Here is an 18,984-nt window from a genome sequence, read left to right as displayed (position 1 = left end):
GCCTCGAGGGGTCGGGTTCTCAGGCAGCGATCCGCGGTAGCGATCCGTTGCGGCGCGCTACTTCTCGGCGAGGGCCTGGCGGATGCGCTTGAGCGAGACCGTCTCGGCAGTGCCGAGCTGCTGGGCGAAGAGGCTCACGCGGAACTCCTCGAGCATCCACCTCGCCTGCACGATGGACGCGGGCGCAGTGCGTGCGACGGGGAAGGGGCCCCCGGCCTCCGTGTACAGAGCCGTGGCCTGCTCGACCTGCATGAGCCCGGCGCGCTCGATGCTCGAGTGGCTGAGCACCCGTTCGAGGCGGTAGGTGAGCGCGCGCAGGTAGCGGGGCAGGTGCGCGAGCCGCGCGACGCCGGTCTTCGACACGAACCCCGGGTACACGAGGGCCTGCAGCTGCGACCTGGCGTCGGCGAGCGACGGCAGCACGGACATGTGGTTCGCCGACTTGAGCGCCTTGTTCGCCTCGCGGAAGCGGTCGAGTACCTCGGAGACGAGCTTGGTCTGCGCGAACATGCGGTCGACGAGGGTCGCGTTGAAGGCCTCCCGCAGCTCGTCGAAGGCTGCACGCGTGCGCACGGGCCCGCCGTGATCCGCGGAGTACGCGGCAACCGCGTCCTGGGCGAGCGCGGCCACGATGTCGTTGAAGAGCGCCGGCGTCGAGTGGTACGGGCTCGTGGCGAGGGCGAGCTTCTCCTTCGCCGTCAGGTGCTCCTGCACGTAGCTCGCGGGTGAGGGCACCGAGGCGGCGAGCAGGGCGGCGACGCCGACGGGATGCTCGCGCGCCTGGTCCTCTGGGGTCGTCACGAGGCGGAGGTCGATGCTGCCCTTCACGAGGGCCAGCGACGGGTAGGCGCGGATGACGCCGTGCTTGCGCTTGATGTCGATGAGCTCCGGGATCTCGTCGAGCGGCCATTCGGTGAGCCCGTGCTGGTCGTAGCGCAGCTCCGCCGTGGACGCGCTCTGCGCGGGCACCGAGCCGGCTTCGCGCACGCCGTTCCCTGGCCGGGCAGGTGCGGCGACCTGCTGGGTGGCGCGCAGGACCGAGGCCTCCGACGCTTTCTTGAGCTTCTCCTGCAGCGTCGTGAGGTCTTCGCCGGTGCCGAGCTCGCGCCCGCGGTCGTCGAGCACTCGGAAGCGCACCCGCAGGTGGGACGGAACGCGGGTCCAGTCGAACTCGGAGACGTCGAAGCGGATGCCCGCCTGCCGCTGCATGATCTGCCGCAGCGCGTCGTCGAAGTCGCCGGGAACCTCCTGCCCGAGGTCGGGCCTCGCCTCGCCGAGCTCGCCGAGCAGCTTGTCGGCCCAGTCGGCGGACGGCACGAAGTTGCGGCGGGTCGCCTTCGGCAGCGACTTGAGGAGCGCGATGACGAGTTCGCGGCGCATGCCGGGAACCTGCCAGTCGAAGCCGCGGTCGTCGAGGCGCGACAGCAGGGGGAGCGGGATGTTGACGGTCACGCCGTCGTCTGGCGCCCCCGGGTCGAAGCGGTACCTGAGGCGCAGGCGCTGATCGCCCTGCTTCCACTCGGTCGGGAACCCGGCACCCTGCTCGTCTGGGTCGGCGTGCTCCTCGCCGAGCACATCCGCCCGCGTCATCGTGAGCAGCTGTGGGGTCTGCTTCTGCGCGCCCTGCCACCACTTCTCGAATGTCGACTGCGAGACGACGTCGCGGGGGAGTCGCTCGTCGTAGAACTCGAAGACGGCGTCTTCGTCGTCGGAGTACGCGCCGCGCGACCTGGTGCGCTCCTCGAGGTCGGCGAGGCTCTTGCGCAGCGCCCGGTTCTTCGAGTCGAAGCTGTGGCGTCCGTTCCAGTCGCCTTCGACGAGGGCGTGACGGATGAACAGGTCGCGCGACCAGGCCGGGTCGATCTTCGAGAACTGCACCGTGCGCCCGCGGACGATGGGCACGCCGTAGAGGGTCACGCGTTCGATCGCGACGGCGGAGCCCTGCTTCTTCTCCCAGTGCGGGTCGGAGTGGTTGCGCTTCGCGAGGTCGCCGGCGAGCACCTCGGCCCAGGCCGGATCGATCTTGGCGACGGTGCGTGCGAAGAGGCGGCTCGTCTCGACGAGCTCGGCCGCCATGACGACGTCCGGCTGCTTCTTCGCCTTCGCGAGGCCCGAGCCGGGGAAGATCTGGAAGCGGGTGCCTCGGGCTCCCGCGTAGTCGCGCTTCAGCTCATCGCGGATGCCGATGTGGCTGAGGAGGCCGGCGAGCATGGAGCGGTGGATGGCGTCGGCGAGCGCGCCGGGCTCCTGCACCTGGCCAGCGGCGGGCCGCTGCACCTTGAGGCCGATGGGGCCGGCGAGCTGACGCAGCTGCCTGAACACGTCCTGCCATTCGCGGAAGCGGACGAAGTTGATGAACTCGTCGCGGCACTTGCGGCGGAACGCGCTCGAGCCGAGCTCGTGGCTCTGCTCCTCGAGGTAGTTCCAGAGGTTCACGAGGGTGAGGAAGTCGCTGGACGGGTCGCGGAATCTGGCGTGCAGCTCGTCGGCCTTCTGCCGGTGGTCGAGCGGCCGCTCGCGGATGTCCTGCACCGTCATGCCCGCCACGATGATGAGCACCTCGCGGCTCACGTCGTGCTGCTTCGACTCGATGACCATGCGCCCGAAGCGGGGGTCGATGGGCAGGCGTGCGAGGCTGCGGCCGATCTTCGTGAGCCGCAGCTGGCTGCTCTTGCCTTGGCTGGCCTTGCCGGGCTCGACGGCGCCGAGCTCGCTGAGCAGGTCGGTGCCGTCCTTGATGCCGCGCGCGTCCGGCGGCTGCAGGAACGGGAACTCGGAGAGCGCGCCGAGGCCGAGCTCGAGCATCTGCAGGAGCACGCTGGCGAGGTTCGTGCGGAGGATCTCGGGCTCGGTGAACTCGGGGCGGCGGTCGAAGTCGGCCTCCGAGTAGAGGCGGATGGCGACACCCGCCGAGGTGCGGCCGGCGCGGCCGGAGCGCTGCTTCGCGGAGGCCTGCGAGATGGCCTCAATGGGGAGTCGCTGCACCTTCGCGCGCGTCGAGTAGCGGGAGATGCGGGCGGTGCCCGTGTCGATGACGGCCACGATGCCCGGCACCGTGAGGCTCGTCTCGGCGACGTTCGTCGCGAGCACGACGCGGCGGCGCACGCCCGGCGGACGCTTCGACTCGAACACGCGGTGCTGCTCGGCCGAGGAGAGGCGCCCGAAGAGCGGGAGCACCTCGGTGGACTCGGGGCGGCGGTCGCGCGCGAGGTGCGCGCGGATCGCGTCCTGCGCATCCCGGATCTCCTGCTCGCCGGACAGGAACACGAGCACGTCGCCCGGCAGGTCGCGGTCGAGCTCGTCGAGCGCATCCACGATGCCCTCGAACATGTCGCGCTCCGGCGTCTGCGGTGCGGCGTCCTCGTCCTGTTCACCAGGGAGCGGTGCGTCGGCGACGAGCGGCCGGTAGCGCACGTCGACGGGGAAGGTGCGGCCGGAGACCTCGATCATCGGGGCGTCGTTGAAGTGCTTCGAGAACGACTCGGGGTCGATCGTCGCCGACGTGATGATGACCTTCAGGTCGGGGCGCTTCGGCAGGAGCGTCTTCAGGTAGCCGAGGAGGAAGTCGATGTTGAGGCTGCGCTCGTGCGCTTCGTCGATGATGATCGTGTCGTACTTGCGCAGCAGCCGGTCGCGGTGGATCTCGTTGAGGAGGATGCCGTCGGTCATGAGCTTCACGCGCGTCTCTGCGGACACCTCGTCGGTGAATCGCACCTGGTAGCCGACGAGGCCGCCGATGTCGCCGCCCAGCTCATCGGCGATGCGCTCCGCGATCGTGCGTGCGGCGATGCGTCGCGGCTGCGTGTGCCCGATCATGGTGCGGCCGAGCTCGAGGCAGATCTTCGGCAGCTGCGTCGTCTTGCCCGAGCCGGTCTCGCCCGCGACGATGACCACCTGGTTGGCGGCGATGGCGTCGCGGATCTCGTCCCGCATCTGGCTGACGGGCAGCTCCGGCGGGTAGGAGATCTCGAGGGGCGTCGTAGTCATGAGCAGTTCAGTCTATTGCCAGGTGGCTTGCGAATGTGCCCCGCACCGGCCACTCAGCGGTCGTGATCCGCGCTCGTTCGCTTCCAGCGTCGCTCGCCAACTCGCTTTAGTTGCACACGCTTGGTAAAACTGTGGGATGACCGCATTGCAGATCCCAAACGTATCCCTCAACGACGGCACCAGCATCCCCCAGCTCGGCTTCGGCGTCTTCAAGGTCGACCCGGCGGAGACCGAGCGCATCGTCTCCGATGCCCTCGAGGTCGGGTACCGCCACATCGACACCGCGAAGATCTACGGCAACGAGGAGGGCGTGGGCCGCGCCATCGCGAAGTCGGGCATCCCGCGCGAGGAGCTCTACATCACCACGAAGCTGTGGAACGACGAGCAGGGTCGCGACACGCCGCGAGCCGCGATCGACGCGAGCCTCGAGCGCCTCGGCCTCGAGAAGGCCGACCTGTACCTCATCCACTGGCCAACGCCCAAGCAGAACACGTACGTCGAGAGCTGGGAAGCCCTCGTCGAGCTGCAGCAGGCCGGCCTCACCACGTCGATCGGCGTGTGCAACTTCTTCGAGTCGCACCTGCGCGACATCATCTCCGCAACCGGCGTGAAGCCGGTCGTCAACCAGATCGAGCAGCACCCGATCTTCCAGCAGCCGGAGCTCGACGCGTACCTGCAGGCCGAGGACATCAAGACCGAAGCGTGGGGCCCGCTCGGCCAGGCCAAGTACCCCCTCTTCGAGCTCGAGCCCGTCACGGCCGCGGCGGATGCACACGGCAAGACGCCAGCACAGGTCGTCATCCGCTGGCACATCCAGAAGGGCAACATCGTCTTCCCGAAGACCACGTCGCGTGAGCGCATGGTCGAGAACGCCCAGGTCTTCGACTTCGAGCTGTCTGGTGCCGAGTACGACGCCATCACGGCGCTCGAGCGCGGCGAGGAGGGTCGCGTCGCGGCGCACCCCAACGAGGTGAACTAGCCTCCAGCAGGCAAGGCGACGGCCGGTGCTCCCTCAGGGGACGCCGGCCGTCTCGCGTGCGCCGCATCCACACGGTTCATGCGCGTCGGATCCACGCGGAGAATGCAGGCTCCTGGCGTCAGGAAGCGGCATCTCTCGTGTGGTTCCAGCGAGTCTGGGCGGCACGAAGCAGGGGGCCTGTCAAGCGACGTCGCCACCGAGTTCGTCGGCGATACCGTCGGGGCATGAGTTCCCCCGCACCTGCTCACGACACCATCGCACGCATCGAGCGCATCGCGCGGGAGCGGTTTGGGTGGGGGTCGCTCCTCCCCGGTCAGGGCGACGCGATCCGCTCGTCGGCCGCGGGGCGCGACACGCTGCTCGTGCTCGCGACCGGTGGTGGGAAGTCCGCGGTCTACCAGGTCGCGGGCGCTGCGCGCGGCGGCATCGTCCTCGTCGTCTCGCCGCTCATCGCCCTGCAGGCCGACCAGCGTGCGTCGATCGAGGCCGCGCCGGACGCCCCCGACGTCGTCGCGATCAACTCCTCGCGCGGTGCCGCAGCGGTCGCGCGTGCGTGGGAGCGGATCGACGAGGGCGGATCCCTGTACGTGCTGCTCGCGCCCGAGCAGCTCGCGGACGAGGACAACGTCGCCCGTCTCGCAGCGCAGGGCGTGTCACTGCTCGTCGTCGACGAGGCGCACTGCGTCTCCTCCTGGGGGCACGACTTCCGGCCCGACTACCTGAGGCTCGGCGACGTGCGCTCAGCACTTGGCGACCCGCCGGTGCTGGCGATGACCGCGACGGCGTCGAAGCCGGTGAGAGCGGACATCATCGAGCGGCTGCGGATGCAGGACCCGGACGTGCAGGTGCACGGCGTCGACCGCCCGGAGATCCGGCTCGTGGTGCAGCGCCACGAGAGCGAGGAAGAGAAGCGAGCCGCCATCATCCAGGAAGCCCGCAGCTGGACCGCACCCGGCCTCATCTACGTGGCCTCGCGCCGGGAGACGGAGGCATACGCGGCCGAGCTCGCCGCGGAAGACCGCCACGTTGCCGCGTACCACGCAGGGCTCAAGGTCTCGGAGCGTCGTGCTGTCCAGGACCGGTGGCGCGACGGCGACCTCGACGTGGTCGTCGCGACCTCCGCGTTCGGCATGGGCATCGACCGGGGTGACGTGCGCTTCGTGTTGCACGCCGCGACGACGGAGTCTCTCGACGCGTACTACCAGGAGGTGGGCCGTGCTGGCCGTGACGGCGAGCCGGCGACGGCCGTGCTGCACTACCGCGTCGAGGACCTCGCGTTGCGACGCTTCTTCGCGAAGCGCTCGGTCGACAGCGCCGGGTTGCGCAGCGTGTGGCACGCCATCAAGCGCAAGCCCGGTGCCAGCGTGCGGGAGCTCGCCGAGGCCGTCGACCGGCCCGCCAGGTCCGTCTCAAGGCTCCTCAACCAGTTGGTGGATGCGGGCCTCGTCGACACAGCCGGGGGAGTGCATCCACTGCGCAGGACCCGGGTGGATGTCGTCGTGCGGGCAGTCAAGGAAGCGTCCGCCGCTCGGGAACGCATCGCCGAGTCGCGGCTGGCCATGATGCGTGCCTACGCCGAGGAGTCGTTGTGTCGCCGCCGGGTGCTGCTCGACTACTTCGGGGTCGACGGGCCGGAGTGGTGCGGCAACTGTGACGGCTGCGAGCGACACGAGGCCGACGGAGACTCTCCAGAGGCTGCCGGCGCCGCAAGCGCCCGCGATTCGGGCACGGGCATCGACAGCGCCGCGGACGCTCCGCTTGCCGTCGATGAACCCGTCGAGCACCGCGAGTGGGGAGCTGGCACGGTCGTGAGCCTGCAGGAGGACCGGGCGACGATCTTCTTCGAGTCGGAGGGCTACAAGGTCGTCGCGCTCGCGGCACTCGACTCCGGCGTGCTGCGGCAGGTGGAGACCGCCTGAGGGACGCCACGGCGACGCATCGTCGAGGAGCGCTGCGTCTCGTTCCGCGAGTCTCCGGAAGCGGCGACCGTGGCGGTGTGCGGGCTGGGAGGCGCCTTGCGGTGGCTCGGGCTGTCTAGGGGAGCCGGCGAGCGATCGCCGCGAGCTCGGCGACCGATCCATCGGAGATGGCGCGCAGGTGCTCGGTGATCGCCTCGACCGGCCAGTCCCACCAGGCGGCGTCGAGGAGGGTTGCGACGTCGGCGTCATCGAATCGGCGTCGGATGAGCGTGGCCGGGTTGCCGCCGACGACGCCGTAGTCGGGCACATCCTTGGTGACGACCGAAGCCGTGGAGATGATCGCCCCGTGCCCGATGCGCACCCCTGGCATGATCGTGACGTCGCCGCCGATCCAGACATCGTTGCCGACGACGGTGTCGCCCCGGTTCGGCAGCTCGGTGACGAGGTCGCGGTGCTGCGCCCACGAACCGCCCATGATCGGGAACGGGTAGGTCGACGGTCCCGACATGCGGTGGTTGGCGCCGTTCATGATGAACCGGGCACCAGCCGCGAGCGCGCAGAATTTGCCGATGATGAGACGCTCCGGCCCGTAGTGGTGCAGCACGTTGCGCGTCTCGAACGCCGTCGGGTCGTCGGGGTCGTCGGAGTAGGTGAAGTCTCCGACGCTGATGAGCGGGCTCGTGATGAGCGGCTTGAGCAGGACAACGCGGTCCTGACCGTCGATGGGATGCAGCGTGTCGGGGTCGGGAGGAAGCGCGGGATCGGTCACGGGCCCAGCCTAGGTCTCCGCCTGTCTCGGCCGGGTGGTCCTGGAATATCGTCCCTCGCCGCCTCGTTGCACCCCTGATGACCTCGAACTCGAACGACACCATCGAAACGCAGCGGACGGCGCTCGTCGTCGGAGCCTCCGGGATCACCGGCTCGGCCCTCGTGGATCGCCTGACCGAGGACGGGTGGGAGGTGCTCGCGCTCTCTCGCAGCGCCGCGAGCACCGACAGGGTGCGCGGCATCGCCGCCGACCTGCGCGACCCTGAGAGCCTCAAGGCTGCGCTGGCTTCCGAGAACCCGACGCATGTCTTCTTCACCGCGTGGCAGCGCCAGGCGACGGAGGCGGAGAACATCGCCGTCAACGGCGCCATGGTCCGCGACCTCCTGGCCGGGCTGGCGCACGCGCCCGTGCAGCACGCGGCCCTGGTCACCGGACTCAAGCACTACCTTGGGCCATTCGAGGCGTACGCGGCTGGCGAGATGCCGGACACCCCGTTCCGTGAGGAGTCCGAGCGGCTCGACACCCCGAACTTCTACTACGCGCAGGAGGACGAGCTGTTCGCCGCGGCCGCCCGCCAGCGCTTCACCTGGTCGGTGCACCGCTCGCACACCGTCATCGGGCACGCCGTCGGCAACGCCATGAACATGGGCCTGACGATCGCCGTGCAGGCCGCGCTCACGACGCACCTCGGCGTGCCGTTCGCGTTCCCCGGCAGCGAGGCGCAGTGGAACGGCCTCACCGACATGACGGATGCGGGAGTCCTGGCCGAGCAGATGGTGTGGGCGTCGACCGCTCCCGCTGGCCGAAACGAGGCGTTCAACATCGTCAACGGCGATATCTTCCGCTGGCGGTGGATGTGGCCGCGCCTCGCCGAGAGGCTCGGAGTCCCCGTCGAGCAGGTCGTCGGGTTCGAGGGCGAGGCTCGCCCGCTGGAGGTGCAGATGAAGCAGCTCGAGCAGCACTGGCCGGCCGTCGTCGCCGAGCACGACCTCGTCGAGTCGGACATCTCACGGCTCGCCTCCTGGTGGCACACCGATGCCGATCTCGGCCGCGAGATGGAGGTCGTCACCGACATGGGCAAGAGCCGCGACGCGGGCTTCCTCAGCTTCCGCCGAACCGACCAGGCCTTCGCCGAGCTCTTCGAGCGGTACCGCGCCGACCGCCTCATCCCCTGATCTCATCCCGCTGCGCGCGTCCGCTGCTCACTTGAATAGGCCACCTTCGCCCCTTCAGCGGGCGCACACCGGGTCGAAAGTGACCCATGCTCGGCCAGGAGTCACCGCGCGAGCGCCGCACGCAACCGGTCGAGGAACGTCGCGGGGCTCGGGAACAGGTCGGCGTGCGTGATGCGGATGACACGCCACCCGGCGGCGATCAATGACTCGGTGCGCGTGATGTCACGTCGGAACTGCGCAGGGCTCAGATGCCCTTCGCCCTCGTACTCGACGACGACGCGCTGGTCTCGAAAGACCAGGTCGCCGCGCTCCAGGAAGCGTCCGCCTTCGTAGATGTCCGCGTTGACTGCGGGCTCCTCCATGCCGGCATCCACGATGATGCAGCGGAGCCAGCTCTCGGGCGGTGAGGCGACATGTTCCCGAAGGCGAGGCAGCGCCCTGTGCAGCACAGCTCCGCCCCGGAGCCTGCCCCAGCGCTCACCCATGTCGAACAGGCTCGACAGCCGCACAAGCGGACCGGGGGACATGCGCCCCGGGTAGCGGTCGAAGCTGCTGATCATCGCGTCGCCGACCGTGATCAGCTCTGTCTCGCTGGACGAACCCGCGAGGAGGGCGAAGAGCAGCGGGAGGGTGACCACCTGGACCCCCTCGATTCGGTCCGCCGCCCAGAGGTCATCTCGGATGCGCCGCGCGAGAACACCCTCCGCCCGTGGTCGTGACGCCGACTGCCTGACCAGCACATCCACGATCGCGGAGCGATGGCGTCTGGGAAGCGGTAGCCCGTAGACGAGCAGTGCAGAGCGGGCACTCAGTGCCTGGCCATCCCGAAGTCGCGGCCCGAAGCGGAGGACCTGCTCCCTGCTGTCATGCGCCGGCTCTGTCGCTCGCACACCGCGATACGGCCGAACGAGGCTCTGCCGCGCGAGCGCTTTCGTGCTGAGTCCGGCTGCGTTCCCCTCAGCGATCCCGAACGCTCGTCCCCGCAGCTCGTCTGGAATCGGTCTGCGATCGGCCATGCCGGGAACCTACGCACGTCGTGGACGTCGCGCTGAAGTTCTCCACAGCTTGACGCATCCACTCGCTTTCCCGGACGCAGCTGCACCGCGTGAAGAGGTCAGTTCGAGCCCAAGTCGGACGTCGTGGCGGGGCGGAAGTGACCTATCTGGGGGGCGAGGAGTGCAAGTGGGTGACGGATGCGGGGCACGCGCGGCAGCAGGGCCTGATCCGCGGCTAGCGCCAGCTGGGCAGCCAGTGCGTGAGCGACCAGTAGGAGGTCGAGATCATCTGGCCGGTCCACACGGGCCAGAACAGCACTGAGACGAGCGCCATGATCACGAGCAGCACCCCGACCGCGGAGACGCCGATCGTCCGAGACGTGCGCGGCGTGTCCCGGTCGCCGGCGATCGTCTGGATCACCACGAGCGACGCGAGGATCATGAACGGGAGGAACGCGATCGCGTAGAAGTGGAAGACGGCCTGGCGCTCGAGGTAGGCGAGCCACGGGAAGTAGCCGGCGCCGTACCCGACGAGGATCGCGAAGTACTGCCACTTGGGTCGCAGGAAGCACATGATGATCAGGAACAGGATCGACACGGTGCCGAACCAGAAGATGATCGGGTTCGAGATCGACGTGATCGCCTCGACGCACTGGTCGACGTCGCAGCCTGAGCCGTCGCCCTTGCCGCTGTAGATGTAGCTGAACGCGGTCGGGCGGATGAGGAACGGCCACTCCTGCGGCCCCGACTGGTATGGGTGCTCGGCGCTCAGCCCGCGATGGAAGTTGTACGCCTCCACCTGGTAGTGCCAGAGGCTCTGCAGAGGCAGCGGCACCCAGGACAGGAGCCCCGTCCAGGCGTTGCCCGCCTGCTCGGCCCAGTCACGGTAGAAGCCGCCGGTCGTCGTGAGCCAGCGGGTCCACGTGGCGAGGTAGGTGAGCACGGCAAGGGGCACGGTCAGGATGAACGAAACGGGGCCCTGCAGGAGGATCGCGGCCGACCCCCAGAACGTCACGCCGAGTCGCTTGCGCTCGATCATGTCGACGACGAGCGTGTAGACGCAGAACGCGGCGAGGAAGTAGAGGCCGGACCACTTCACGGCGGATGCGGCGCCGAGGGTGACGGCGGCGGCCATGAGCCAGGGGCGCCACCACAGGCGCGGCCCCCAGTCGGGGCCGACGGGCTTCACATCCGGGGCCCTCGAGGTGGTCGTGGCCTTCGTCGGAACGGGCTCGCCCTCGAGCCCCTCCTCGGCGCGCCACGCCATGATCTTGGTCCGCAGCTTGCGCCGCTGGTCGTCGCGGTCGAGCAGCACGAACAGGAAGGCCAGCAGGACGAAGAACATGAGGATGCCGTCGAGGATCCCCACCCGCGACATGACGATCGCGTGCCCGTCGATGGCCAGCATGCCGGCGCCGATGGTGGCGAGCACGGGCGAGCGGAACAGCTTCTTCGCGATGACCCACAGGAGCGGCACGGCGAGGGTGCCGACGAGGGCCACGCCGAAGCGCCAGCCGAAGGGGTTGTCGGCACCGAAGACGAGCATCCCGAGCCCGATGATGTACTTGCCGAGCGGCGGATGCACGACGTACGACGGGTCGGTCGTGTACCCGTTCGGGTCGCCCGCGTTGAACGCGTCGTTCGGGTTGTCAGGCCACTCGGCCTCGTAGCCCAGGTTGAGGAGCGTCCACGCGTCCTTCACGTAGAACGTCTCGTCGAAGATCAGGTAGTGCGCGCCGCCCAGGTTCCAGAACCGCAGGACGGCGGCGAGCAGCGTGACGACGCCGAGGAGGATCCACTCGGTGCGCACGCGCAGTCGGGGCGTGCTCGTGACGCGTGCCCACAGGTCGTCGAAGACCGAGCCGCGCTCGACCTGGGTCCGCGGGGCCGGCGCAGGTGCGGGCGGAGCGGAGTCGGCGGTCGCCGGAGCATCGACCTGAGCCGTCGCGGGGGCAGCCGACGCGGGTGACGTGGCCGCCTCGTCAGGGGTTCCGGTCTCTGCTTGCTCGCTCACGCAAGCAATCGTAGGGGGCCATGCACCCAGCGCGTGGGAGGATCGCAGCCATGATCATCCTCGCGGGCACCCCCATCGGGAACCTCGGCGACGCTTCGGCGCGTCTCATCGACACGTTCAAGAACGCGTCTCTCGTGGCGTGCGAGGACACCAGGTCGACGGCGAAGCTGCTCGGGATGCTCGGGGTCGAGAACCGTCCGAGGCTCGTGGCCCTGCACGAGCACAACGAGGACGAGCTGGCGAAGACGATCGTCGAGCAGGCCCGCGACTCGGACGTCGTGCTCGTGAGCGACGCCGGGATGCCCGGCATCTCCGACCCCGGGTACCCGATCGTCGCGCTCGCGGCGAAGGAGGGGGTGACCGTCACGAGCGTGCCCGGCCCGAGCGCCGTCATCACGGCGCTCGCGATCTCGGGGCTGCCGACCGACCGCTTCACCTTCGACGGCTTCCTGCCACGCAAGGCGGGGGAGCGGGAGACGTTCCTCAGATCCCTCGCGAACGAGCCGCGCACGGTCGTGCTGTTCGAGTCGCCGCACCGCCTGGCCAGGACGCTCGCAGACATGGCCGCGGTCTGGCCCGCGGACCGCCGCCTCGCCGTCTGCCGCGAGCTGACCAAGCTCTACGAGGAGGTCAAGCGCGGCACGGCGGCCGAGCTCCTGCCCTGGGCCGAGGAAGGCGTGCGCGGGGAGATCGTGATCGTCGTAGAGGGAGCAGCACCCGCGGTCGTCGACGCCGCCGGCGCGCAGGCGATGGTCGCCGACCTCGTGGCGGGCGGGATGCGCCTCAAGGAGGCGGCCGCGCAGGTCGCCACGGAGACGGGCATGAGCAAGCGCGATCTGTACCAAGGCCACCTCGCGTCGTAACAGTGCCCAGCCGACAATAGGATGATCCCCATGGCTTCCGGCGAATCGTTCTACATCACGACACCGATCTTCTACGTCAACGACGTTCCGCACATCGGTCACGCGTACACGGAGGTCGCCGTCGACGCGCTCGCCAGGTGGCACCGCCAGCGCGGCGACACGACGTGGCTGCTCACGGGAACCGACGAGCACGGCCAGAAGATCATGCGCTCGGCGCTCGCGAACAACGTCACGCCGCAGGCGTGGGCCGACAAGCTCGTCAGCGAGGCGTGGAAGCCCATGCTCGAGACCCTGAACATCTCGAACGACGACTTCATCCGCACCACCGACGAGCGTCACGAGACGCGCGTGCAGCGCTTCCTGCAGAAGCTCAACGACGCCGGCTTCATCTACGACGCCGAGTTCGAGGCGCTCTACTGCGTCGGCTGCGAGGAGTTCAAGCCCGAGTCGGAGATCGTCGCCGGCACGGGCCAGTACGAGGGCGAGAAGGTCTGCGCCATCCACTCGAAGCCCCTCGAGCTGCTGCAGGAGCAGAACTACTTCTTCAAGCTCAGCGACTTCCAGGAGCGCCTGCTCGCGCTCTACGAGGAGAACCCCGAGTTCATCCAGCCATCGTCGGCGCGCAACGAGGTCATCTCGTTCGTGCGCTCGGGCCTCCGCGACCTCTCCATCTCCCGGACGACGTTCGACTGGGGCGTGAAGGTGCCGTGGGACGAATCACACGTCGTCTACGTGTGGTTCGACGCGCTGCTCAACTACATCACCGCCATCGGCTACGGCGACGACGACTCTGAGCTCGAGAAGCGCTGGCCGGCGCACCACGTCGTGGGCAAGGACATCCTCCGCTTCCACGCCGTCATCTGGCCGGCCATGCTCATGGCCGCCGGACTCCAGGTTCCTGCCGGCATCTTCGCGCACGGCTGGCTGCTCGTCGGCGGCGAGAAGATGTCGAAGTCGAAGCTCACGGGCATCGCGCCGACCGAGATCACCGACGTCTTCGGCTCAGACGCGTTCCGCTACTACTTCCTGCGCGCCATCCACTTTGGCCAGGACGGCTCGTTCTCGTGGGAGGACCTCTCGGCCCGCTACCAGTCCGAGCTCGCGAACGGCTTCGGCAACCTGGCCTCGCGCGTCATCGCCATGGTCAACAAGTACTTCGACGGGGTCGTGCCGGAGCAGTCGACGCTGCTCGACTCCGAGCAGGTCATCATCGACCTCGCGACCGACGTGGCGGCGCAGGCTGACGAGGCGATGCTCGCCTTCGACATCGACGGTGCGCTCGCGCACATCTGGCGGCTCGTGGATGCGCTCAACGGCTACATCACGGAGCAGGAGCCGTGGGCGCTCTCGAAGCAGGGCGACGAGGGGCGCGCTCGCCTCGCCGCGGTGCTCGAGGTGACGACCCGCTGCCTCGGCCACCTCGCCGTGCTGCTCAACCCGTTCATCCCGATCGCCGCCGAGAAGCTGTGGTTCGCGATCGGCGGCGAAGGCGAGCTCGCCTCGACCCGCATCGCCAACGCCTACGCGCTGGTCGGCTCGCGACCGCTGAGCGAGCTGCCGCCGCTCTTCCCGCGCATCGAGCAGGAAGTCCAGCGCTGACGGTGCCCGAGTCGCAGCAGGGCCAGCGGGGTGAAGCTCAGCAGGGCGAGGCGGTGGGGTCGGCCGAGAAGCTGCGCCGTCGCTCGGCGACGAGCGAGTCGGGGCACACGCGCATCCTCGCCTACCCGCCGTACCCCGACGCGCTGGATGTGCCCTGCTACGACAACCACACGCACCTCGAGATCGAGGACGGCGAGGAGGATGAGCGCCTGTCGCTCGACGAGCACCTCGACGCCGCGGCCGCCGCAGGCGTAAAGGGTGTCGTGCAGGTCGGCAACGACGTGCCCTCGAGTCGCTGGTCGGCGCGCATCGCCGCGACGAACGAGCGAGTGCTCGCGGCGGTTGCCCTGCACCCGAACGTCGTGCCGGAGCTCGCCGCCGCCGGCACCCTCGACGAGGCGGTCGCCGAGATCGACCGCCTCGCCGCCGAACCGCGTGTGCGCGCCATCGGCGAGACGGGGCTCGACTACTTCCGCACGCCGGAGAAGGCCGACCAGCTGCTGCAGGTCGGCGCGTTCGAGCGGCACATCGAGCTCGCGAAGCGGCACGGCATCGCCATGCAGATCCACGACAGGGACGCGCACGACGACGTCATCTCGACGCTCAAGCGTGTCGCCGCCCCCGAGCGCACGGTCTTCCATTGCTTCTCCGGTGACGCCGACATGGCCCGCATCGCGGCCGACGAGGGCTGGTACCTCTCGTTTGCCGGGACGGTGACGTTCAAGAACGCCGCCTCGCTGCGGGAGGCGCTCTCGGTGACGCCGCTCGACCGCATCCTCGTGGAGACCGACGCGCCGTTCCTCACCCCTGTCCCGTTCCGTGGCCGCCCGAACGCGCCCTACCTCATTCCCGTGACGCTGCGCGCGATGGCCGAGCATCTCGACGTGCCGGTCGACGAGCTCAGCGCGAAGGTCGCCGCGAACACCGAGGCTGTCTACGGCAGCTGGGACCTGTCGGGCGCCGAGCCCGCCGCCGCATCCACTCAGAGAGATTCCGCATGAGCGTGAGCCTGCTTGGCGCCAACGAGATCCGCGAGCTCGCGGCCGAGCTCGACGTGACGCCCACGAAGAAGCTCGGTCAGAACTTCGTGCACGACCCCGGCACGGTGCGGCGCATCGTGCAGACCGCGAAGGTCCGCGCCGGCGAGCACATCCTCGAGGTCGGGCCCGGGCTTGGATCGCTGACGCTCGGCCTGCTCGAGGCGGTCGCGAGCGTCACAGCCATCGAGATCGACGAGCGCCTCGCCGCTCGCCTGCCGCAGACGGTCGCCGAGCACGCGCCCGGCGCGCAGCTCGACGTGATCGTCTCCGACGCTCTCCAGGTGCAGGATGTGCCCGGCGAGCCGGTCGCGCTCGTCGCGAACCTGCCGTACAACGTGTCCGTGCCCGTGCTGCTGCACCTCCTCGAGCGGCTGCCGTCGCTCGAACGCGGGGTGGTCATGGTGCAGGCCGAGGTGGGGGAGCGCATCGTCGCGGGCCCCGGCTCGAAGGTGTACGGATCGCCGAGCGTGAAGGCCGCCTGGTATGGCTCCTGGTCGAGCGCCGGGCTGGTAGGTCGCAAGGTGTTCTGGCCGGTGCCGAACGTCGACTCCATCCTCATCTCGTACACGGAGCGCGACGCGCCACGGGGCTCCGAGGAGCTGCGTCGCAAGGTGTTCCGCATCGTGGACGCCGCCTTCGGGCAGCGCCGCAAGATGCTGCGCCAGGCGCTCTCCCCGCTGCTCGGCGAGAACGCAGCGGCGACGTCGCTTGTGCTCGAGGCATCCGGCATCGACCCGACGGCCCGCGGCGAGACGGTCGGCATCGACGACTACGTGCGCCTCGCGGAGGCCTGGCAGCCTGAGGCCTGAGGCGTCACAGCTGCTGCGTGGGAACGCACCCGTTGCGTCACTCTGAACTCTGCTGCTGCCAGCTGATCTCCCGGCGACGCGTCGCATCGTGGAGCGGACTCGGGCAGACTACGCACCAGGCACCACAACGAGGTCGGTGCCCCGGAGCTTGGCGAGGGGATGGGCATGGGCGAGTCTGCCGCGGCCGACGCAGACGTTCCGCTGCCGTCCCGCCGCGCGCGCATGCTGACGATCGGCGCGATCGTCGTCGTGTTGGCGCTCGCCGCGGGCTGGGTTGTCCTCGCCTTCACCGGTGACGGTGACACCTCTTCCACGGACGTGGTCGGCGAGTCGACGCTCCCCGGCTACCCGACCCGTGGTGCAGAGGCGAAGCTCGACGAGCAGCGGCCACTGGTTGCTGCGGCAGCTGTCTGGCGGGAACACGCCGACAGCGACGCCCTCCGACTCCCGGAGGGCCAGGCCATCGAGCTCCTCTGGGCCGGGGACGTCGACTCGACGAAGGTCGGGACATCCGCCGTGCGCGCCTCGTTCTCCGCACGGCTCGTCATCCTCCGCTCCGACAATGCGGTCGCCGCGCTCGTCCGCCCGCTCGACGGCGCGGGCAGCGGCGACGACACGGCCTATTCGGTGCTCGGCACCTCCTCGATCGCGACGGCCCGCTACGAGCGCGGCTTCACCGTCGCGACCGGCGTGCTGCTCTTCAACGAGCGGATGCAGCGGGGCACGTCGCTCGAGACCGTCACCTTCGCTTCCGAGGCCGCTCCCGCGCTCGGCGAGACGTCCACCTCGGACGGGCTGCTTCTGCTCGCGACCCGGTCGCTGCTGCGCATCCCGGATGCGGGCGGTTCGGGGATCGACGTGGTCGAGGGCTTCGCCTACGTGCATCCCAGCTCGGGCCTCACGCTCCTGCAGACGGAGGACGCCGACGGGGACTGGGCCGCCGTCACGGACGCAGAGCGGGGGAACGCGAGGTTCGCTGCGCTCTCGCGGGGCATCATCACCGCTCGGGAGGAAGAGAAGGGCCGCCGCCTGCGCGCCTCGATCCTCGACGACCAGAGCATGCCGTCCGGCGCCCCGCTCTCGCTTGTTGAGGTGGCGCACCTCGAGAGCCAGGGGAGCGGGTCGGGTGTCCTCTGGGCGGTCGTCGTCGCGACGCGCGGCGACGACGATGCGACACTGCTCGGCGCGGGCCCAGTCGCGAGTCCCGTGAACGGGGCGCCGCAGCTGCCCGTCATCGCGGCGAGGTGGCTGCGTGATGACGGCGTCGACGTGCTTGTCGTCGCCGGGTCCAAGGGGATCAGCTCGTTCGAGGTGGTGGCGTCTGGTGGGACGACGAGCCGGAACGGGTCGAGCGGCATCGTCGAGCGGGCTGACCTCGCGCTCACCTGGGAAGACGATGCCCGGAACGACGTGACCCGCCCGGCCCTTGTGGTCGTCGGCAGGTCCGGGGCCGGTCCCGTCCAGCCGCTTGAGCCGGTCAGCTGAGCGCGCGCGGTTTGACTGGACGTGCCAGGCTGGCGTGCCCGACGAGGTCTGCTTGGATGGGAGCCATGAGCACACGCGACACGTCGGAGGTTCCCTGGAGCGATGGGCGTTGGACCACCGAGCCGGTTTCGACTGAGGTCGTCGACGGCGACCTCCTCGTCACGGCCGTCGAGGGCAGCGACGCCTGGCGCACAACCTCCTACGGGTTCGTCCACGACACGGAGCACGCCCTGCTGCGTGACTTCGAGCAGGATTCCGCCGTCGAGGTCGAGTTCCTCGTCGACTTCAGCGAGCAGTTCGACCAGGCTGGTCTCTTCCTGCGGAGCGACGAGACGACGTGGATGAAGGCTGGCGTCGAGCTCAGTGACGGCCAGGAGCAGCTGGGTGCGGTCGTGACCAGGGGTGAGTCGGACTGGTCGCTCGCACCGGTTCCGGACTGGGGTGACCGCCGCGTCACGGTGCGGGTAAGCCGCACCGGCAACGCGGTCACAATCCGGGCGCGAGTCGACGCGGAGCCGTGGCGGCTCGTTCGGGTGGCACCGCTGGCTGAGGATGCGCGAGTGCAGGCCGGGCCGTTCTGCTGCGCGCCGTCCCGCAGCGGATTGGTCGTCCGGTTCCTGGCCTGGCGGACGACGCCCGCCGACGCGTCGCTGCACCCGTGAGGGTTCGCCGCGATGGCGGCAGCGGCAGCTAGGGCCGGCTCCGGCCGGACCGCCGCTGGCCGCCCAACGTTTGACCCCGAGACGGGAGACCTGAGCTCTGAGCACCTAGCCCGCGAGCTCGAGGGACAGCGCGAAGATCTGCGTCCAGGCCTCTTCGCCGTGCTCGAGTTCTGGGCGGCGCTCGAAGCCGAGTTGCTCGAGGAGGCGCTGCATGGCGACGTTCTGCTCGGCGACGTACGTGTCGATGCCCGTCGCGAGGTGCAGGTCGGCCCAGGTGATGGCGGCCCGCGTCACTCGCGTGCCGATGCCGTTGCCGCGCAATTCTGGCGTGACCCAGAGCTCGTCGAACACTAGCTCGGCGCCGACTCCGTCGAGGTCGCCGGAGAGGACGGCGGTGGCGACGACTCGTGTGCCGTCGAAGGGAATGGCGTGGAACTCCACTCGGTTGGCGCTGGCTCGGGTGGTGGTCACACGGACGGCGTTGCCGATCGACGTGTGCAGCCCGAGGCTCATTGCGGCGCCAGCCTGCCCGTCTCGACGCGCTGCTGGCACATGAAGTTCAGGCCTGTCGTCGTGTGTGTCATCTTCATGCTCCTTCCACGGTCGGGGTCGTGCGGTCCGCTGCCCGGTGGGGCGGGCTTGTGCTCGTGGTGGGTACCGTACGCCTCACTTCGCGGGGCGCGCATCC

The 18,984-nt window shown here is 69.5% G+C and carries 14 protein-coding genes; 9 read left to right on the top strand and 5 right to left on the bottom strand.

The genetic code is table 11. The features are described from left to right. Positions 1–57 precede the first annotated feature (57 nt). Positions 58–3,987 (bottom strand): ATP-dependent RNA helicase HrpA, encoded by a 3,930-nt coding sequence (gene hrpA / locus C5C17_RS12860; RefSeq protein ID WP_104253742.1) that lies wholly within the window; start codon positions 3,985–3,987, stop codon positions 58–60. A gap of 145 nt (positions 3,988–4,132) precedes the next feature. Between hrpA and C5C17_RS12855 the strand changes: the two genes are divergently transcribed. Continuing rightward, positions 4,133–4,966, top strand: coding sequence for an aldo/keto reductase (locus tag C5C17_RS12855; RefSeq protein WP_208851809.1), 834 nt, complete (start codon positions 4,133–4,135; stop codon positions 4,964–4,966). Positions 4,967–5,190: 224 nt separating this feature from the next. Beyond that, a complete protein-coding gene (locus tag C5C17_RS12850; protein ID WP_258066196.1) occupies positions 5,191–6,885 on the top strand; it encodes a RecQ family ATP-dependent DNA helicase in 1,695 nt (564 codons plus the stop codon). Positions 6,886–7,000: 115 nt separating this feature from the next. Here C5C17_RS12850 and C5C17_RS12845 read toward each other — a convergent pair whose 3' ends face one another. Next, on the bottom strand, positions 7,001–7,654 hold the full coding sequence (locus C5C17_RS12845) for a CatB-related O-acetyltransferase (protein WP_104253740.1): 654 nt from the start codon (positions 7,652–7,654) through the stop codon (positions 7,001–7,003). A 77-nt stretch (positions 7,655–7,731) separates the two neighbouring features. Here C5C17_RS12845 and C5C17_RS12840 point away from each other — a divergent pair, with 77 nt between their 5' ends. Then, positions 7,732–8,829: an SDR family oxidoreductase gene (locus C5C17_RS12840; RefSeq protein ID WP_104253739.1), complete on the top strand. Its 1,098-nt coding sequence runs from the start codon at positions 7,732–7,734 to the stop codon at positions 8,827–8,829. A 101-nt stretch (positions 8,830–8,930) separates the two neighbouring features. Here C5C17_RS12840 and C5C17_RS12835 read toward each other — a convergent pair whose 3' ends face one another. Then, positions 8,931–9,845, bottom strand: coding sequence for an endonuclease domain-containing protein (locus C5C17_RS12835; protein WP_104253738.1), 915 nt, complete (start codon positions 9,843–9,845; stop codon positions 8,931–8,933). A 214-nt stretch (positions 9,846–10,059) separates the two neighbouring features. Beyond that, on the bottom strand, positions 10,060–11,838 hold the full coding sequence (locus tag C5C17_RS12830; RefSeq protein ID WP_104253737.1) for a dolichyl-phosphate-mannose--protein mannosyltransferase: 1,779 nt from the start codon (positions 11,836–11,838) through the stop codon (positions 10,060–10,062). Positions 11,839–11,888: 50 nt separating this feature from the next. Between C5C17_RS12830 and rsmI the strand changes: the two genes are divergently transcribed. The 6 genes from rsmI to C5C17_RS12800 all read left to right on the top strand — a co-directional run bounded on the left by rsmI (position 11,889) and on the right by C5C17_RS12800 (position 18,296). Then, positions 11,889–12,701 carry a 16S rRNA (cytidine(1402)-2'-O)-methyltransferase gene (gene rsmI, locus C5C17_RS12825; RefSeq protein ID WP_104253736.1) on the top strand — a complete coding sequence of 271 codons (813 nt, stop codon included), beginning with the start codon at positions 11,889–11,891 and terminating at the stop codon, positions 12,699–12,701. A gap of 30 nt (positions 12,702–12,731) precedes the next feature. Continuing rightward, a complete protein-coding gene (gene metG / locus C5C17_RS12820) occupies positions 12,732–14,300 on the top strand; it encodes a methionine--tRNA ligase (RefSeq protein WP_104253735.1) in 1,569 nt (522 codons plus the stop codon). Between the two features lie 53 nt (positions 14,301–14,353). After that, on the top strand, positions 14,354–15,301 hold the full coding sequence (locus tag C5C17_RS12815) for a TatD family hydrolase (protein ID WP_374953920.1): 948 nt from the start codon (positions 14,354–14,356) through the stop codon (positions 15,299–15,301). Beyond that, a complete protein-coding gene (gene rsmA, locus C5C17_RS12810) occupies positions 15,298–16,149 on the top strand; it encodes a 16S rRNA (adenine(1518)-N(6)/adenine(1519)-N(6))-dimethyltransferase RsmA (RefSeq protein ID WP_104253734.1) in 852 nt (283 codons plus the stop codon). Before C5C17_RS12815 ends, rsmA begins: the two co-directional genes overlap by 4 nt. 165 nt (positions 16,150–16,314) lie before the next feature. Beyond that, positions 16,315–17,634 carry a hypothetical protein gene (locus C5C17_RS12805; RefSeq protein ID WP_146079174.1) on the top strand — a complete coding sequence of 440 codons (1,320 nt, stop codon included), beginning with the start codon at positions 16,315–16,317 and terminating at the stop codon, positions 17,632–17,634. Positions 17,635–17,699: 65 nt separating this feature from the next. Then, on the top strand, positions 17,700–18,296 hold the full coding sequence (locus tag C5C17_RS12800) for a DUF1349 domain-containing protein (protein ID WP_104253887.1): 597 nt from the start codon (positions 17,700–17,702) through the stop codon (positions 18,294–18,296). Positions 18,297–18,401: 105 nt separating this feature from the next. Here C5C17_RS12800 and C5C17_RS12795 read toward each other — a convergent pair whose 3' ends face one another. Continuing rightward, entirely contained in the window at positions 18,402–18,809 is a 408-nt protein-coding gene (locus C5C17_RS12795) for an N-acetyltransferase (protein ID WP_104253732.1), read from the bottom strand. Positions 18,810–18,984: the final 175 nt, after the last annotated feature.

It is taken from the genome of Pseudoclavibacter sp. RFBA6 (genome assembly GCF_002931575.1).
GTDB classification, from domain to species: Bacteria; Actinomycetota; Actinomycetes; order Actinomycetales; family Microbacteriaceae; genus Pseudoclavibacter; species Pseudoclavibacter terrae.
The sequence above is the reverse complement of the archived record's forward strand: the minus strand, read 5'-3'. Positions and strand labels throughout refer to the sequence as shown.

Excerpts from the sequence above, each read along its gene's own strand:
- C5C17_RS12850 (WP_258066196.1), top strand. The coding sequence starts at position 5,191 with ATGAGTTCCCCCGCACCTGCTCACGACACCATCGCACGCATCGAGCGC.
- rsmA (WP_104253734.1), top strand. The coding sequence starts at position 15,298 with ATGAGCGTGAGCCTGCTTGGCGCCAACGAGATCCGCGAGCTCGCGGCC.
- metG (WP_104253735.1), top strand. The coding sequence starts at position 12,732 with ATGGCTTCCGGCGAATCGTTCTACATCACGACACCGATCTTCTACGTC.
- rsmI (WP_104253736.1), top strand. The coding sequence starts at position 11,889 with ATGATCATCCTCGCGGGCACCCCCATCGGGAACCTCGGCGACGCTTCG.
- hrpA (WP_104253742.1), bottom strand. The coding sequence starts at position 3,987 with ATGACTACGACGCCCCTCGAGATCTCCTACCCGCCGGAGCTGCCCGTC.
- C5C17_RS12805 (WP_146079174.1), top strand. The coding sequence starts at position 16,315 with ATGGGCGAGTCTGCCGCGGCCGACGCAGACGTTCCGCTGCCGTCCCGC.
- C5C17_RS12835 (WP_104253738.1), bottom strand. The coding sequence starts at position 9,845 with ATGGCCGATCGCAGACCGATTCCAGACGAGCTGCGGGGACGAGCGTTC.
- C5C17_RS12800 (WP_104253887.1), top strand. The coding sequence starts at position 17,700 with ATGAGCACACGCGACACGTCGGAGGTTCCCTGGAGCGATGGGCGTTGG.
- C5C17_RS12795 (WP_104253732.1), bottom strand. The coding sequence starts at position 18,809 with ATGAGCCTCGGGCTGCACACGTCGATCGGCAACGCCGTCCGTGTGACC.
- C5C17_RS12840 (WP_104253739.1), top strand. The coding sequence starts at position 7,732 with ATGACCTCGAACTCGAACGACACCATCGAAACGCAGCGGACGGCGCTC.